This is a genomic window from Streptomyces sp. NPDC027962 (assembly GCF_055566095.1).
In genome coordinates this window covers 1-15460 of record NZ_JBVHTA010000074.1, presented here as the reverse complement: position 1 = coordinate 15460, position 15460 = coordinate 1, and the positions used below count along the sequence as shown (strand labels likewise).

The 15460-nt window shown below is 68.6% G+C and carries 13 protein-coding genes; 8 read left to right on the top strand and 5 right to left on the bottom strand.

What is annotated here, in order from left to right:
- Positions 1-135 precede the first annotated feature (135 nt).
- Genes ACZ4SA_RS36100 through ACZ4SA_RS36090 form a run of 3 tightly spaced genes read right to left on the bottom strand, consistent with a single transcriptional unit; the run spans position 136 to position 2571 of the window.
- The gene (locus ACZ4SA_RS36100; RefSeq protein ID WP_468282798.1) at positions 136-1104 is read right to left on the bottom strand and encodes a glycosyltransferase family 2 protein; all 969 of its coding nucleotides are present in this window, start codon (positions 1102-1104) and stop codon (positions 136-138) included.
- Positions 1105-1132: 28 nt separating this feature from the next.
- Positions 1133-1972: an inositol monophosphatase family protein gene (locus tag ACZ4SA_RS36095; RefSeq protein ID WP_468282794.1), complete on the bottom strand. Its 840-nt coding sequence runs from the start codon at positions 1970-1972 to the stop codon at positions 1133-1135.
- Positions 1969-2571 carry a phosphoribosyltransferase family protein gene (locus ACZ4SA_RS36090; protein WP_468282801.1) on the bottom strand — a complete coding sequence of 201 codons (603 nt, stop codon included), beginning with the start codon at positions 2569-2571 and terminating at the stop codon, positions 1969-1971. The genes ACZ4SA_RS36095 and ACZ4SA_RS36090 overlap by 4 nt, the downstream gene beginning before the upstream one ends.
- 467 nt (positions 2572-3038) lie before the next feature.
- On the opposite strand from ACZ4SA_RS36090, the gene ACZ4SA_RS36085 reads away from it, so the two are divergent.
- From ACZ4SA_RS36085 to ACZ4SA_RS36070, 4 genes are read left to right on the top strand one after another with little or no spacing between them, the layout of a single operon-like run.
- Positions 3039-4019: a hypothetical protein gene (locus ACZ4SA_RS36085; RefSeq protein WP_468282791.1), complete on the top strand. Its 981-nt coding sequence runs from the start codon at positions 3039-3041 to the stop codon at positions 4017-4019.
- Between the two features lie 46 nt (positions 4020-4065).
- Positions 4066-6072: a vWA-MoxR associated conflict system protein gene (locus ACZ4SA_RS36080; RefSeq protein WP_468282788.1), complete on the top strand. Its 2007-nt coding sequence runs from the start codon at positions 4066-4068 to the stop codon at positions 6070-6072.
- The gene (locus ACZ4SA_RS36075; RefSeq protein ID WP_468282785.1) at positions 6069-7019 is read left to right on the top strand and encodes an AAA family ATPase; all 951 of its coding nucleotides are present in this window, start codon (positions 6069-6071) and stop codon (positions 7017-7019) included. The genes ACZ4SA_RS36080 and ACZ4SA_RS36075 overlap by 4 nt, the downstream gene beginning before the upstream one ends.
- A complete protein-coding gene (locus tag ACZ4SA_RS36070) occupies positions 7012-9915 on the top strand; it encodes a TIR-like protein FxsC (RefSeq protein ID WP_468282782.1) in 2904 nt (967 codons plus the stop codon). The genes ACZ4SA_RS36075 and ACZ4SA_RS36070 overlap by 8 nt, the downstream gene beginning before the upstream one ends.
- A 5-nt stretch (positions 9916-9920) precedes the next feature.
- Here the strand turns inward: ACZ4SA_RS36070 and ACZ4SA_RS36065 are convergent, their stop codons facing one another.
- Together ACZ4SA_RS36065 and ACZ4SA_RS36060 are read right to left on the bottom strand one after the other, a co-directional pair.
- Positions 9921-11108 (bottom strand): lipid-transfer protein, encoded by a 1188-nt coding sequence (locus tag ACZ4SA_RS36065; RefSeq protein ID WP_468282780.1) that lies wholly within the window; start codon positions 11106-11108, stop codon positions 9921-9923.
- A 65-nt stretch (positions 11109-11173) separates the two neighbouring features.
- Positions 11174-11476: a DUF397 domain-containing protein gene (locus ACZ4SA_RS36060; RefSeq protein ID WP_468282777.1), complete on the bottom strand. Its 303-nt coding sequence runs from the start codon at positions 11474-11476 to the stop codon at positions 11174-11176.
- A 151-nt stretch (positions 11477-11627) separates the two neighbouring features.
- Between ACZ4SA_RS36060 and ACZ4SA_RS36055 the strand changes: the two genes are divergently transcribed.
- From ACZ4SA_RS36055 to ACZ4SA_RS36040, 4 genes are all read left to right on the top strand, one after another.
- The gene (locus ACZ4SA_RS36055; protein ID WP_468282774.1) at positions 11628-12284 is read left to right on the top strand and encodes a class I SAM-dependent methyltransferase; all 657 of its coding nucleotides are present in this window, start codon (positions 11628-11630) and stop codon (positions 12282-12284) included.
- A gap of 32 nt (positions 12285-12316) precedes the next feature.
- On the top strand, positions 12317-13273 hold the full coding sequence (locus tag ACZ4SA_RS36050; RefSeq protein WP_468282771.1) for an N-acetylmuramoyl-L-alanine amidase: 957 nt from the start codon (positions 12317-12319) through the stop codon (positions 13271-13273).
- Positions 13274-13424: 151 nt separating this feature from the next.
- Entirely contained in the window at positions 13425-14246 is an 822-nt protein-coding gene (locus ACZ4SA_RS36045) for a DUF5336 domain-containing protein (protein ID WP_468282768.1), read from the top strand.
- Between the two features lie 115 nt (positions 14247-14361).
- Complete coding sequence (locus ACZ4SA_RS36040; RefSeq protein WP_468282765.1) at positions 14362-15372, top strand: LLM class F420-dependent oxidoreductase; 1011 nt, start codon at positions 14362-14364, stop codon at positions 15370-15372.
- Positions 15373-15460: the final 88 nt, after the last annotated feature.

Genomic DNA, 15460 nt, shown 5'->3' with positions numbered 1-15460 from the left:
AGCTTCGTTGCGTACGTCGCGCGCCCACAGAACATCGTCACACCGCCGTGACCTGCACGCCTACAAGATCACCCCGACTTTGAAATCGCCCTGGGTCCGCGAGGCCCGCCGACAGGGCTGGCTCTAGGAATCGGCTCAGAGCTTGCACACCGGTGGGCTGGTCGGCATCAGGAGAGATTCCAGTGCTGCTACCGAGATTCGCCTGGACCGCTGGATGGACTCCCGCTTTCGCAGCATGCTGCGAAAGCGGGCGGCGGCAGCCATCTTTCCCGACAGAAGAGTTCGCACGGAACTCCCGTTCTGCAGCGCCACCGGGCGCAGGTTGGCTTTCATGATGGACAGGGCGTGGCGCTTCAAGAGGGCATCGGGAAAGTTTTTGACGACGTTCCACACATGGTTGCGCTCTATGAGGAATGCCTTGTAAGACGAAGGGGTGGGCGTACTCGAGCCGTAGTGGTATGCGCGACAGGACGGCTCAAGCAGGCAGGACATTCCGAGCAGTTGCATCCGAAACCCCAGGTCGACATCCTCCAGATAGGCAGTGAAGTCTTCGTCCAGCCCGCCGACTGCTTCCCACGACTCACGCCGGTAGGCGGCGCAGCAACTTGACACCGAGAACACAGGACGCACTCCACCGGCAAACGAATCCAGTGGCGAGCCCCACAGAAGGTTGGACGCGCGCCCCCAAAGGTCCACGTGACTGCCGGCAGAATCGATCAAGGCCGGATCACCCGCCTGGACGACCAACGATGCGACCGACCCTGCCTCCGAATTGCCCTCAAATGCGGCAAAAATACCCTCGGCCCAGTTGGAGTCCAGATAGGCATCATCGTTCAATGTGGCCACATAAGGGGCCGTGGACACGGACACACCGTAGTTCACAGGAGCGCAGAAGAATGAGTTCCTACGGAGACTCACAATGCGCAGCCGAGGATCCGAGAAGTCCCCCAGCATCGAGGCCGCGACGTCGGCGCGCCTCCCGTTGTTCACCACCACCAGTTCCAGGTCGGGCATGGACTGGTCGAGGACCGATTTGACGGACCTTCGAAGCATTTCCGTTCGAAACGAGCTCGGTATCACAATGCTGATGCGCGCCGACGCCATGATTCCCCCGGTTCAGAATGAATGCCTGCTAGGGACACTCGAGCAGGAGCCCCTGCAGGGCACCGTGAATCGCACCGTTCGTCGCCAGCACGTCCAGCTTCTTTTCCGGAGATTCCCACCTGAGGCGCCTGCCGTCCCAGGACGAGATCGAACCGCCGGCCTCCTGCAGGATGAGCCCGGCAGCAGCGACATCCCACACCCGGAGATCCAGTTCGAAGTATCCGTCGAGCTCTCCGGTCGCCACCGAGACGAGGTCGAGGGCAGCGCTGCCGCGTCGCCTCAAGTCCTGGCACTGGGCAAATGCCTGTTCGGCGACATGGAAGATTCTTCGTGCCTTGCTTCGGTCGTAGGGGAGGCCGAACCCGAGCAGGGAGTGCGAAAGCCGCCTGTTCGGCGACACCTCGACCCGCTCGTCCGTCTCCTTGCCCACAGGAGACGGCCGGCGACGGGAGAACGCCCCCTCGCCCGCCACCGCGTAGTAACTCATTCCCGTGAATGGATTGTGAACCACCCCGAGCTTGGGGATCGAACCTTCGCACAGCGCCACTGAGACGGCTGCATGCTGCATGCCGTGCAGCACGTTCGTGGATCCGTCGATCGGGTCGATGATCCAATTGAGGAAGCCGTCGCCATGCTGCCCCGACTCCTCGCCGATCACGCGAGATCCGGGGATGATCGCCGTCAGCCTCTGGATCAGTTCGTGCTCTATCGTCCGGTCGAGCTGGGTGATCACATCCCCGATGGACGTCTTGGTCTGCACCTGCGAGGGGTTCTTGAAATCTGCACTGTAGTCCGGGACCCGGGAGGCCTCATGCTCGACCGTCGTGACCACTTCTTTGCAGATCGAGGAGAGCGATGCCTTGATCACCTGGCCTTCCCCCAGGGGAAGTAGAACTCGTCGTCGTCGGCGATCCACCAGTAGTAGTCGGGCGACTTGTGGTTCTTTATGGCTACCTTGGTGACGGCGAGCGAGCACGAGTGAATCCGCTCCGGACTGAATCCTGCCGTCACCATCTCGGACCGCAGCATCTCGAGGAAGTCGCCCGACATGGCGAAATCGTCGACGATGAGTACGTCGCCCTGGCTCTCGATGAGGGCTGTCACGCTCGCGGGGATTTCCACTATCCACTTCTTGGTCTCGATCCGAATCGAATCGGAGCTGAGCCCGGAAGAGTGGTCCGCCGCCTTCCAGGTCCTTATCCCGACGTACACAGGGGGTTGGCCCGGGAAGTCCGTCACCAGCAGATTGGCGAACGTGGCCCCTGTCAGACCCGGCGTCACAACTGCAACGGGATTGAAGTCCGCCCTGATCTTCTGTGACAGATCGGAAGCAGCTGCCTGCAGATCGGGCCAGTCGAGGCGCTTCCGAATGCTGTTCAGGCGCTCCGCTTTGCGCGCATAGAGGATGGTGAGGACCACGCCGGCCAATCCGACGATTAATCCCCCCACCGCCAACGTCATATTCATGTCCGGCACGGGTGACCCCAATCGAGTTCATTCGCGGTTGACGTACTGCCGCCGGGCAGAGGGATTCGAAACGCAGAGTTCGATCAGAAGGCGTGATGAGCGCATAAAACCAGGCACAGGGTATCTTTAATCCGTCTCCCCCTGATGCCGGAATACCTGACGCTTTGCGATATCTTGACCTCTCCGGGAAGGCCGGGTGCCGCGCCCAGTGCCCGTCGGGCCTGGGCCCGTTCCGCCGCGGGCCTCGGCAGCCACAGCAGCATCGGCACGGCGGCCGCGAGCAGCACGCCCGTCCCCCTACGGAACGCCAACGCGTAGCCGGCCGTCAGGGAGTGGTCGGTTGCGCCGGCGGAGCGGGCGGCCGCGGACGCCGCACCGCCACAGGTGCCCCTGTGCGATCACCTCCCGGAGCCGACGGCTCGTTGCTAGCCTGCTGAGCACGCGCGTCGACACGGGGAGGGCGGCTCTTGCGACCACGACTCGTTTTCGTCCATGGGATAGGCCGCCCCCGCGACCCCGTCCGCGAGTTGACCGGCTGGACCGCAGCACTGGCCGCCGGCATGCGTGCTGCCGGGCATTCGAGACTCGCCGGCTCACTGTCCGCGGATGGCGGCGTCGAGTGCGTTTTCGCACACTATGGCGATCTCTTCCGACGCGACCAGGCGCAGGGCGAAGGGGACATGGTGGCCGGGCAGGCCGAGGCCGAGATCCTCTCGGATCTCCTCGTCGCGTGGGTCGACGGGCTGATCGCCGAGGAGAGCGAAGAAGCCAACCGCCGTCTCCTGGCGGGTGCGCGGGCACAGGCCCGGCCGAGGGACCAGAGCCAGGGCGGTCTCGACGTGGCGCGCCGGGCGCTCAACGTGGCGACAACGGTGCTGGCGCTCAAGCCATGGGGGACGGCGGCCCAGTGGATCACCCCCAAGCTGATGGTCCGCGACCTCGCTCAGGTGGCCCGGTACCTGGCGCGTGGTGAGACGGATGCGGCAGGGTCCGCCCTCGACCGCCGCGCCCGTGCGCGCGTCCTGACAGCCATTGGTGACGGACCGTCGGTAGTGGTCTCTCACTCGCTGGGCACCGTCGTGGCCCTGGAAGCGCTGCACGAACTCCCTTCAGCCACACCGCTGTTCGTCACCCTCGGCTCACCGATCGCCATGCGGTCCGTCGTATGGCCGCGACTGATCCCTCAGCCTCCCCGTGTACCCGACGGAGTGCTCCGGTGGAGGAACTACTGGGACCGGGACGACATTATCGCTGTCCGCCCCCATCTGGAGAGAGAGTTGGCTGCGAACTCCTCCGGCGTGGTACCGGTGAGCTGCCGCGTGGATTCCGACGGCATATGGGTGCACTCGGCAGAGAAGTACCTGGCCCAGGCGAGCGTTGCAGGACCGGTCGCCGAAGCTCTGGCCGACGCTGCGGCCCTGCCTCACGGCAAGGCAGATGCGCGGTAGGGCAGCCAGGCGCCATGTGCTCGTCGTCGCACCTCAGTGCGCCTCGATGGACCGCCTGACGCGCTTGGAGGAAGCGGCCGCCGACTTGTTCGCGGTCCTGTCCGACGCCTCGCTCGGAGCCTGCCGCCCGGGCCTCCCCCCGGGCAGCAGTGCATTGGTCACCGGTGACGGACTGACCAGCACGAGGATCACCGACACGGTGCACACGGCTGCGGCGTACGCGGCCGAGCACGGGGCGGTGTTGGTGCTGGCTTTCCTCGGGCACGGCTTCGTACCCGGCCAGGCCGCGACGCTCCACTTCATGGGTGCCGACTCGGTCGAGGACGTCAGGCACGGAGCGGTGAACGTGACCGAACTCCTGACGCGGGCTCTCGACCACCCCGGGATCCCGGGCGTCCTCGGCATCATCGACACCTGTCACGCGGCCGGTGCCCTCCCGGCGGCCCAGGACCTCACAGCGGGCACCCGGCTGGGACAGAGCCGGCTGTCCCTCCTGATGGGTTCCTCGCTCAATCAGTCCGCCGTCGACCTCGCCTTCTCCCGGGGCTTCACCTCCCTCCTCAGGAGGGGCCTGCTCACAGCGGGGGGAAAGCTCACACTGGCGGATATCGGCCATGCCTTACGCACGGATCTCGTCGGACAGAACATCACCGCTTTCGACTATGCGGGTGCGGAGTCCGAGCCCCTGTGGATCGCTCGCAACGCATGCGCCCGCCATGCCCTCATGGGCGGTCTCACGGGCCCACTCGCCCACGAGGAGCTCACCGAGTCGCTCCGCCGCATCGACCCCCCTTTGCCCCTTCCGACTCCCGGTTCGGGTCTGCAGTCGCACCTTCAGTGCCGAGAGGAGCTGCTCGGCCACGCCGCGTCGGACGAGAGGGCACGCGCACTGCGCGCACTCGACGGGGCGATCGTCGCCATTCACACCGTCACGTTCATCCGCAGCTGGCTCGGCGGCAAGCTCACCACCGAGGCCATGCGGCACGCGCTGCACACCATGCTCGCTGCCGACAGACGGCTGCCCGGTGCGAGCGTGTCCCTCACGGACATCGGCATCATCGACGAACTCGCCTTCAACCACCCTGAGTCCGAGGCGGACGGCCGGCGGGCTATCGCACGCTTTGTCGCACTGCTCGGCCAGGCCTGCGGAATGAGCCTCGACGATCCCGCCCTGGAGGACTGGGGACAACAGATCGAGGCGCCGACGCTGGTCAACGACGCGCGCCGGCACGCCGCGACGCGAACGGACGGCCAGCGGATGAGTCTGGTGGTGAGTCTTCACTCCTCCCTCGCCGGGGAGTGGCCCGAGACGCTCGACGCCTGGCTCCTGATGGACGGTGCGCTGCTGCATCACGAGCAGTTCGCCAATGGAACAGCCGACAGGCGGGGAGCGGAGGGAGCCGTCGAAAGGGCGGTGCTGTGGGCCGACGAACTCGCACGAACACTGAAGCTGCCCCTGAAGCGGCTGGACATCGCCGTTCCCAGCAATCTGCTGCTCGAATGGCGGCCCGAGGAGGCCGGTACGGCCCTTCTGCTCGGGGTGCGCTTCGACGTCCGGCTGCACTGGAGCAACCGGCTCAACCCGGACGCCGTGCTGCGCAGTATCGAAGGCATCCTGACCGATCGATGGGAGACGATCTCGGAGTGCGGCGACGGCGCGCCGGTCGACTGGCTGGCCCAGCAGGAGCTCGCCGACCCGCAGACACTGCGCAACCAACTGCGCAACGGCCGCTATACGCGGGGGATAGGCCTCACGCAGCACCCCGGGACCGATGCCCGGCTCATGGAAACGCTGCTCGCCTACACCCCCGTTCTGCTCTGGCCACACGCCTCAGCCGGATTTCCGAAGGAACGGCACGGCTGTCTCGAAGCCAGTTGGTGGGCCATGCCGTGGGTACTCACCCGCGCCTACCGCAACCGCTGGCTCGGAGAGGAGGCCGGGGACCTCGCCGACCTCCGTGCCGTCTGGGACGACCAGGACTGGCTGCGCTTCTGCTGGCATTTCCGTTCGACACCACCACCGGCCCGGGCGAGCAACGAGGGGACTGCATGATGTGGGACGACTACTACCGGGGCGACGGAATCGCACGGGCGGACACAGTGCTGCCCACTCCTCCACCGTGGCGCACCTTTCCCACGCCGTCACCGGCCGAGGTCTTCCGCCCGCCGCAGGGTCTGACCGACGCTGTGAACGCCGCCCTCGCGCTGCGGCGACCGCTGCTGATCACCGGGGGCCCCGGCAGCGGCAAGTCCACCGTCATCGAACAGGTGGCTGCCGAACTCGCTCTTGGGCCTGTGCTGCGATGGCACATCACCTCACGGAGCACACTCGCGGACGCGCTGTACCGCTACGACGCCCTCGGCCGCATCCATGCCCACCGGCTTCAGCAGGAGAAGGCGAGGGCCGGCCAGGATGCCGCTGCGGACGACATCGCGGACTTCCTCACCCTCGGCCAGTTGGGGACCGCGCTGCTTCCGTCACCGCGCCCCCGGGCCTTGCTCATCGACGAGATCGACAAGGCGGATCTCGACCTGCCGGGCGACCTGCTGGATGTCCTGGAGCGTGGGGAGTTCCACATCACGGAGCTTCTGCGGGAAGCCCAGGAAGAGGCTCAGCTGCGTATGTGGAACACCGATGCCCGCCACCTCGCTCGAAGGGGCCATGTGCAGTGCACCGAATTCCCGTTCATCGTGATGACGAGCAACGGGGAGCAGGACCTCCCTGCAGCCTTCCTGCGCCGTTGTGTGCGCTTCACCATGCCGAAGCCGACAGCCGCCCTGATGCGCGCCGTTGTCCGCGGTCACCTGCGGCTGGACGTCGGCGACGTCGGGCCCGAGGCAGAGCTGATCGACGATTTCGTACGCCGTGTCGCGTCGGGCGAGAACGTTGCGGTCGACCAGTTGCTCGGCACTCTCCACCTGCTCAAGGGCACCACCGGCTCGCCCGAGGAGAACGGCCGGCTCATCAGCCTTCTCATGAAGGATCTCTCAAGTGCCTGAGCAGGACGGCGGACGAGGCCCTGGACCCGATGCGCTGACAGCGGTCATCAGCGCTCTGAGCCGTGTCGGCGAGGACATGGACGCCAGGTCGCTGGCCGAGCTGCTGTGGCTGTCCGCCCGTATGCGGAGGCGGGCGGCCGCGCCCGGCGACGGCGGCGGCAGCGGCGTCGACCCGGCCACGCCTGCCGACCTCCGTGAGCGGCTTCCCGACTGGGACACCGAAGGGCGTCCTGTGTACCAGGCAATGCCGGAAGGAGAGGGCTCCACGCTCTCGGCACGCGAGGTGACCGTGCCACGAGCGTCGGCGCTCCCGCACGCCAGGCAGATCGCCTCGGCTCTCAGGCCGTTGGGCCGTCGGTGGCGAAACGGTCGCCGACAGCAGCTCGACGTCGATGCCACTGTCTCCGACTACGCGAGGAGCGGTGAGCTCGTCCCCGCGTTCCGGCCCAGCCCGGAACGCTGGTTCGACCTGACTGTCGTGGTCGACCGGTCGCCCACGATGGCTGTATGGAGCGACACCGTCGACGAACTGCTCAAGGTGCTCGCCACGTCAGGTGTCTTCCGCACCCTGCGCACAGCCGGCATTGATCCGGGTCAGGGAGGGGGGCAGGCCGCCAAGGGGAGCCCCCGCTTCGGAAGTCAGCGGGAAGGGGCGTCGACCACCGCGCAGTCCCGACGGCTTCTGTTGGTCGTCTCCGACTGTGCGTCGGGCGGCGACGCGGTGTGGGAGCTCCTCCGCCGCCGCTCCGCGGTTGCGCCCGCGGTGCTTCTCAACCCTCTGCCGCCCAAGATCTGGCGGCAGTCAGGGCTCGACCTCCCTGCCGTCAAGGTCTTCCCGCCGCCCGTCGCGGGCTCGTCCAACGTCCAGCTGCGCTACCTCGTACCGCCGTTGCTGGACTCCCTGCGGGATGCGCATCGGGGCGGACGGTGGGTGCCCGTTCCGGTGGTGGCGCTCTCTCCGCGTTCGGTCGCGCGTTGGACACGCATGCTCATGCGCGGGGCGCCGGCAGGTTGCCAAGCGGTGCTCGTCCCGAAGCCGGGGACCATTCCGCGGCCACGGACCCGGCCCGGGCCGCCGGACGCCGAACAGCTCGTCGAGGCGTTCCTCCACCACGCGTCGGCGCCGGCCCTGCGCCTCGCCGTGCTGTGTTCGCCCTACCCCCGTCTGAACACCGCGCTGCTCCACCTGATCCGGCAGGAACTCGTACCCGAGGCGACTTCGGCCGATGTCGCCGAAGTCGTGGTCAGTGGTCTGGTTTCGATCAACGAAGGAACGGCAGGCGCCGGGAGCCCGGTCCTGCGCTTCAGGGACGGTGTGCGCGAGCGGTTGACCGAGCGGCTCGGGGCCCGCGACGCGCGGCGTACGCGTGATGCGGTGAGCCGTTTCATCGCGGCCAACACGTCCGCCGCCGGGCATTTCGCGGCACTCGTTCCCGCTGCCGACGGCCGGGCCGCGATCTCCTCGGCGGCGGGACCCTTCGCGGACGTCTCGACCCGCACTCTGGACGCGCTGGGTGTGGCCGACGACAGTCGGGCCACGTCGGCAGCAGAGCCCACGGATGTCCCGGACCGACCCTTGCCCCCCGCGTCACCGGCGCGGATACCGGCACCAGTCGGCGCGGGTCGGCTCCGGCCCCGCTACGCCTGGGACGGGGACCGTCCTGCGGACCACCGCCCCTACTTCTTTCTGAGTTACGCCCATACCCCCCGGTACGCGGAGGGAGGCCCCGACCCCGACATGTGGGTCGAGCGTCTCTTCCGTGATCTGTGCAGCCACGTGATGGCCATGACCGATCTGCCGGCCGGCGCCCCCGCCGGCTTCATGGACCGGGAGATCAGAACGGGGGAGGGCTGGTCCGAGCGGCTGGGTGAAGTGCTCGCCAACTGCCGGTCGTTCGTCCCGCTCTTCTCCCCCCGCTACTTCGCCAGCGAGATGTGCGGCAAGGAGTGGTACGCCTTCGCGCAGCGGGCCATCTACCACCACGCCAGGAGCGGCAGACCGGCCGAGCCCATCGTGCCCGCGCTGTGGGTGCCGATACCGCCGGAACAACTTCCTGGACCAGCACAACGCCTGCAGTTCAACCACCGGGCCTTCGGCGAGCGCTATGCCACCGATGGTCTCTACGGGCTGATCAAGCTCCGGATATTTTCCGAGGAATACGAGCGGGCCGTCTACGAGCTGGCGAAACGGATCGTCAGCGCCGCCGAAGAAGCCCAGCTCGCCCCCGGCAGTCCCGTGGACTACCGCAGCGCGCCCAGTGCCTTCGGAGTGCCCGGGGGCATTCCGGGCAATCTGCGGCTGGCGGTGGCGGCTCCGTCTGCCCCGGAACTCCCCCCAGAACGCACGCCTTTCTACTACGGGCCGACACGGGACGCCTGGAATCCGTTCCGCCCCCAGTCCAAGCGGGCCGTGGCGACTCTCGTGGAATCTCTCATCTTCGTCTCCAACCGCCAGGTGGACATCGTGCCGTTCGAGGAGGGGCTCGCGAGTCTTGAGGGACGTACCCCCTCTCAGGGCCCGCTGATCGTGCTTGTCGACCCGTGGGCCGTGCGAGTGCCCTCACTGCGTGCACAACTCATGGCGCTCAACAGACTGCATCGGCCCGAGGTCAAGGTCGTGATCCCATGGAACGCCACCGACCCGCAGGCCACGGGGGCGGAGCAGGACCTGTCCGAGGAGTTGGCACGAACCATTCCCGAGCTGCTGCACCGCAACGAGTCGCCCATGTCGACGACGTCCAGGAGCAGCGCGCTCAGCGTCAAGGCCCTCGGCCGGGTGATCCCGACGGTGGTCAGGGATGCCTACCTGGCATACCGCCGGCACTCCTCTCTACCCACCGATTTACCCACCGGCGCGACGCGCCCCCTTCTCAGGGATCCGACGGATGGTTCATGACTCCATCAGCGCCGCAGCAGCGTCACCACCGCCGCGCCGCCCAGGCCGATGTTGTGCGCGAGGCCGACCCGGGCGCCCGGGACCTGGCGGGGCCCCGCCTCGTTGCGGAGCTGGCGGACCAGTTCGGCGGCCTGGGCCAGGCCGGTCGCGCCGAGCGGGTGGCCCTTGGAGATCAGGCCGCCCGACGGGTTGACCACCCACCGGCCGCCGTACGTCGTGGCGCCGCTCTCGACGAGCTTCCCGGACTCGCCGTCCTCGCACATACCGAGCGCCTCGTAGGTCAGCAGCTCGTTGACGGAGAAGCAGTCGTGGAGTTCGACGACGTCCACGTTCTCGATGCCGAGCCCGGAGCTCTCGTAGACCGCTCGGGCCGCGGCGCGGGACATCGGCCGGCCCACGGCGTCGATGCACGAGCCTGAGGCGAAGGACTCCTCGGTGTCGGTGGTCATGGCCTGGGCGACGATCTCGACCGCCCGGTCGTGGAGGCCGTGCTGCACGACGAATCGTTCCGAGACGACGACGGCGGCAGCGGCGCCGTCGGAGGTGGGTGAGCACTGGAGCTTGGTCAGCGGGTGGTGGATCGGCCGGGCGGCCAAAATCTCGTCGACGGTGTACACGTCCTGGAACTGGGCGTCCGGGTTGTTCGCCGAGTGCCGGTGGTTCTTGGCCGCGACGGCGGCGAGCTGCGCCTCGGTCGTGCCGTGGCGCTCCATGTGCTCGCGGGCGGCGTTGCCGAAGATCTGCGCGGTGGGCGGGGTGGCCTCGAAGCCGTGGCGGGCGGACATGATCCCGTAGTGGCGGGCGACGGGTGAGGTCGCGAAGTCGCCCTGCCCGGCTCCGCCTCCCAGGGCGCCGCGGCTCATCCTCTCGAAGCCGAGCGCCAGCACGCAGTCGCTCATGCCGCCCTCGACGAACTGCCGGGCCAGCGTCAGGGCCGTCGCGCCGGTCGCACAGTTGTTGTTGACGTTGTAGACGGGTACCCCGGTGAGACCGAGCTCGTACGCGGCCCGCTGTCCGGCGGTGGAAGCCTGGAAGCAGTAGCCGACGGCCACCTGTTGCACCTGCTCGTACGGGACACCCGCGTCGGCGAGCGCACCGGAGCCGGCCTCCCGCGCCATGTCCCAGTACTGCCAGTCACGGGTCTCGGGCTTCTCGAACTTGGTGGTGCCGACGCCGACGACGTAACGCTTCACCGTGCCCCCTCGTGCCAGTGAGTGGCGGGGCGCAAGAGTAGAACAGGTTCCACCCTGATGGAAGGTCAGATGCGCCTGGCCCCGGCGGCGGCGACGAACGCCGCGAAGGCCGCCGGGGTGGTGGTGAAGACGGGGCCGTGGGGGTCCTTGGAGTCGCGTACGGTCCAGCGCCGCGTCCACCCGTTCGCTGAAGTCCCGCGTCGGGGCCTTCTTCGCCGACTCGATCTGGCCGACGAGCCGGCCCGTGACGAAGATGCACGAGCCCAACCGGCCCTGCCGGAGCCCGCCCTCCCCTCTTCGGCGGCGGAGTTCGCAGCCGTAGGAGTCGAGGGGCGACGCAGAGGGTCAGGGCTGCGAAGGTGCACCATGTCGCCGAGCGCAATCAAGCATGCGCACAGAGGCGACGTAAAGCACGCAACCCGCCCGCCCGCGCAGGAGCTACCGGCGCGTAGGGCACGATGGTCCCCCCATCTGTACGCCCCCTGTCCGCCTCCGTACGCCCCTTCCCAGGAGGTCCCGATGCCCGCCACTCCCACACCCAAGCCGGAGACCCTCGCCGCCTTCGAGGCCGCCAAGGGCTTCATGCCCGTCAACGAGGGCCTCGCTCTCTACGCGGCCGCGATCGAGGCGGGTGCGCTCGGGCTGCCGTTGCTCGAGGTGGGGACGTACTGCGGGCGCTCGACGATCCTGCTGGCGGACGCGGCCCGCGAGGCCGGGACCGTGGTCGTGACCGTCGACCATCACCGGGGCAGCGAGGAGCAGCAGCCGGGGTGGGACTACCACGACCCGACGGTCGTGGACCCCGAGGTCGGCCGGATGGACACACTGCCCACCTTCCGCCGGACCCTGCACAAGGCGGGCCTGGAGGACCACGTGATCGCGGTCGTCGGGCGTTCGCCGCAGGTGGCGAAGGTGTGGGGCGGACAGGTCGGGCTGGTCTTCGTCGACGGCGGCCACACCGACGAACACGCGACGAACGACTACGAGGGCTGGGCCCCGCATGTGGCGGTGGGCGGGCTGCTCGTCATCCACGACGTCTTCCCCGACCCTGTGGACGAGTGGACCGGCCAGGCCCCGTACCGGGTCTGTCTGCGCGCACTCGCGTCGGGGGCGTTCAGCGAGATTTCCGTCACGGACTCGCTGCGTGTCCTGCGACGCACGGGCGCGGGCATCTAGCACCGGGCCGACCGACCGCTAGCATCGCGAGCGTGTCGTACGACGAGAACCAGCATCACGATCCCCGGCCACGCCGTTCCCGGAGTGGTGTCGTCGCCGTAGTGGCGGGCGCCGCACTGGTGGCGGCCGGGCTGGGCGGATGGCTGGTCCAGCGGGCCGACGACGGGCCCGGGGGCGACGCCCCGGCGGGGACCGCCACCAGCGCGGGCAAGCCGGGCGACTCCCCGTCCCCGGCACCCACACCGACCGGGTCCGGGACCCTCGCACCCCCCACCTCCTCGCCCGCGCCGTCGAAGCCCCCTGCGAAGCCGGATCTGCCGCTCGCCGGGAAGGTCGTCGTCGTGGACCCGGGGCACAACCCGGGGAACTTCTCGCACACCCGCGAGATCAACAAGCAGGTGGACATCGGAACCAACCGCAAGGAATGCGACACGACGGGGACCGCCACCAACGCCGGTTACCGCGAAGCCGATTTCACCTTGGATGTTTCACGTCGTCTTCGCACTCTGCTCGAAAAGCAGGGCGCCGAGGTCGAATTCACCCAGGACGACGACCGGCCGTTCGGGCCGTGCGTCGACGAACGGGCACGATTCGGCAACGAAGCGAAGGCGGACGCCGTCGTCTCGATCCATGCCGACGGGTCGGCGGCCGGCAACCGCGGCTTCCATGTGATCCTCCCCGATCGCGTCAAGGCGGGCGCCGCCGACACCTCGAAGATCGTGGGCCCGTCGCGCGACCTCGGTGAGCGGATCGCCGGCAAGTTCCTGCGGGCGACCGGAAGCTCGCCGTCCAACTACGTGGGAGGCGGCACCGGCCTCGACGTACGCAAGGATCTCGGCGGACTCAACCTTTCGACCGTGCCGAAGGTCTTCATCGAATGCGGCAACATGCGGGACCCTGAGGACGTCGCTCTGCTCACCAGCGCGAGCTGGCGGCAGAAGGCGGCGCAGGGAATGGCGGACGGCATCAGCAGCTTTCTCCAGCGGTGAGTGCGATACCGGGCAGACGTCCGGAACCGGCAGACGATAGATTCACCTCTACGATGGGGAGTCACCCCCGAGCTCCGCGTCCGTGCACACCGCCGAACAAGGCGGCAGCGAAGACCGCCCCGATGATGAGACGACGACGAAGGACTTTTACGTGAACATCCGCTCCCTCACTCGAGGCGACGGCGTGGTGATCGGAGCAGCGGTGGTGCTGTTCATCGCCTCGTTCCTCAGCTTCGTGAGCGTCGACTGCCCGAGCGGCGTCGACTGCGACGCGATGAACGCCTGGGACTCGCTCTCCACAGTGATGTCCATCTACATCGGCGGGATCATCGGCGCCGCGCTGCTGGTCCTCAGCCGCAGCATGCCGGGCCGCAAGGTCGCCGGTCTGGACCTGGGCCAGTTCGGTGTGGCCCTCACGATCTTCGCGCTGTGGGCGATGTTCTGGACGATCATCGACATGAACAGCGCGGGCGCCGGTGCCATCCTGGGCCTGCTCGCCACGATCGCCCTCGCGGGCGGCGCGATCGCCACTCCGCTGGTCCCGGCGCTGAAGGCCCCGCTGGTCGGCGCGCCGCGTCCGGCCGCCGCCCAGCAGCCGTACGGCATGCAGCCCCAGCCGCAGGGCGGCTACGGCTACCCGGGCGCCGGTCAGCCGTCGTACGGCGGCCAGCCCGGTCAGCCGCAGCCCTACGGCGCGCAGCAGGCGCAGCCGCAGGCGGGCGGCCAGCCGGCCGCGGCCGGCCCGGCCGACACCGGCAGCAGCGCCGCGCCGTCGGACTTCACGCCGTTCTGGTTCGCCGTTCCGGTGGCCCGTCCGCTGTACGGCGAGGACGGTTCGCCGACGCCGATCGCCGAGCTGGCGCCCGGCACTTGGTACCTCGCGGTGGAGCAGCGCGGTCCGGGCCTGGTGGCCCAGACGCAGGACGGCCGTCGTGGCGTCCTGCAGGACACGTCGGGCATCCAGCGCGGCTGATTGGTACACCGCACGGCCCCTCGCCCTTCCGGGTGGGGGGCCGTTGCCGTACCCTGACGCCCCGTCATCACTCTGACATCCCGTCAGGAATGGTGCTCGGGAAGGACGGCCCGGCATGCGACTCGGACTCGCCCTCGGCTACTGGGGCCACGGTCCCGACCCCGGCCATCTCGAACTGGCCCGCGAGGCCGAGCAGCTCGGGTACGACTCGGTGTGGACGTCGGAGGCGTGGGGGTCGGACGCGTTCACCGCACTCACCTGGATCGCGGCACACACGTCCCGCATCCGGCTCGGCACGGCCGTGGCGCAGATGGCGGCGCGCGCGCCGACCGCGACGGCGATGCACGCGCTGACCCTGGACCATCTCTCCGGCGGCCGGATGATGCTGGGGCTCGGCCTGTCGGGGCCGCAGGTGGTGGAGGGGTGGTACGGCCGCCCCTTCCCCAGCAGCCCGCTCACCGCGACGCGCGAGTACGTCGACGTGATCCGCCAGGTCCTGGCGCGCAAGGGGCCCGTGGAACTCGCGGGCCGCTTCCACGCGCACCCGTACCGGGGTGACGACGGAACGGGCACCGGGAAGCCGCTCAAGGCGATCACGCATCCCCTGCGCGCGGACCTCCCTGTGCTGCTGGGCGCGGAGGGGCCGAAGAACATCGCACAGACGACCCGTATCGCCGACGGCTGGCTCCCCCTGTACTGGTCGCCGATGCGCACCGGCGTCCACCAGGCGTCGTTGGCGGAAGCGCCGGACGGTTTCATGGTCGCGCCCATGGCCCGCGCCCGGGTCTGCGACGACATCGCGGAAGGGCTGCTGCCGGTGAAGGCGATGCTCGGCTTCTACATCGGCGGCATGGGGCACGCGGCGCGCAACTTCCACGCGGACCTGATGGCCCGGATGGGCTTCCAGGACGAGGCCCGCAGGATCCAGGAACTCTTCCTGGCGGGGCGGCGGGAGGAGGCGGTACTCGCCGTACCGGACGACTTCGCGGACGAGATCTCGCTCGTCGGCCCGCGTGTACGGATCGCGGAACGGCTGGAGCTGTGGCGCTCGGGCCCGGTGACGGATCTGCTGGTCACCGCGCCGGACCCGCACACGCTGCGGGTGCTGGCGGAGCTGAACGCCTAGGTGTATTGCCCTGAGAGGTTGGGGACGCGGCTGGCGGGTGGTTGGCCTTTCAGCGCGGTGTGTCCGCGGTGGTGATTGTAGGTGTGCA

What these genes read in the sequence shown, in the direction of transcription:
- ACZ4SA_RS36100 (WP_468282798.1), bottom strand. Translation starts at nt 1,104, where the DNA reads ATGGCGTCGGCGCGCATCAGCATTGTGATACCGAGCTCGTTTCGAACG.
- ACZ4SA_RS36040 (WP_468282765.1), top strand. Translation starts at nt 14,362, where the DNA reads ATGCGACTCGGACTCGCCCTCGGCTACTGGGGCCACGGTCCCGACCCC.
- ACZ4SA_RS36080 (WP_468282788.1), top strand. Translation starts at nt 4,066, where the DNA reads ATGGACCGCCTGACGCGCTTGGAGGAAGCGGCCGCCGACTTGTTCGCG.
- ACZ4SA_RS36090 (WP_468282801.1), bottom strand. Translation starts at nt 2,571, where the DNA reads ATGAATATGACGTTGGCGGTGGGGGGATTAATCGTCGGATTGGCCGGC.
- ACZ4SA_RS36060 (WP_468282777.1), bottom strand. Translation starts at nt 11,476, where the DNA reads ATGGTGCACCTTCGCAGCCCTGACCCTCTGCGTCGCCCCTCGACTCCT.
- ACZ4SA_RS36075 (WP_468282785.1), top strand. Translation starts at nt 6,069, where the DNA reads ATGATGTGGGACGACTACTACCGGGGCGACGGAATCGCACGGGCGGAC.
- ACZ4SA_RS36055 (WP_468282774.1), top strand. Translation starts at nt 11,628, where the DNA reads ATGCCCGCCACTCCCACACCCAAGCCGGAGACCCTCGCCGCCTTCGAG.